General features: G+C 61.8%; 1 protein-coding gene. It reads right to left on the bottom strand.

Annotated features, from left to right (window positions below):
- Positions 1–207 (bottom strand): Ig-like domain-containing protein (locus tag QM596_RS29670; RefSeq protein ID WP_283310609.1); only part of this gene is annotated, 207 nt, incomplete at both ends.

The raw sequence follows: 207 nt of genomic DNA, 5'->3' as shown, positions 1-207 counted from the left end.
ACATCGACCGGAGCCGGATCAGAAACCGTCACCGTCTGAGCCGACGCCGAGGAGCTGACAAACCCTGCACCGGCAGTGAAGTCAGCGGTAACACTTTGTGCACCAGCAGCATCGAAGGAATGCGACAGCGTCGCAACACCCGCGGAGACTGCCACCGGCGAACCAATGGCCGTGCCGTTCGACTTGAACTGCACCGTACCGACAGCG

Origin of the sequence: Rhodococcus sp. IEGM 1406, assembly GCF_030056745.1 — a bacterium.
Lineage (GTDB): Bacteria > Actinomycetota > Actinomycetes > Mycobacteriales > Mycobacteriaceae > Rhodococcus_F > Rhodococcus_F erythropolis.
The sequence above is the reverse complement of the archived record's forward strand: the minus strand, read 5'-3'. Positions and strand labels throughout refer to the sequence as shown.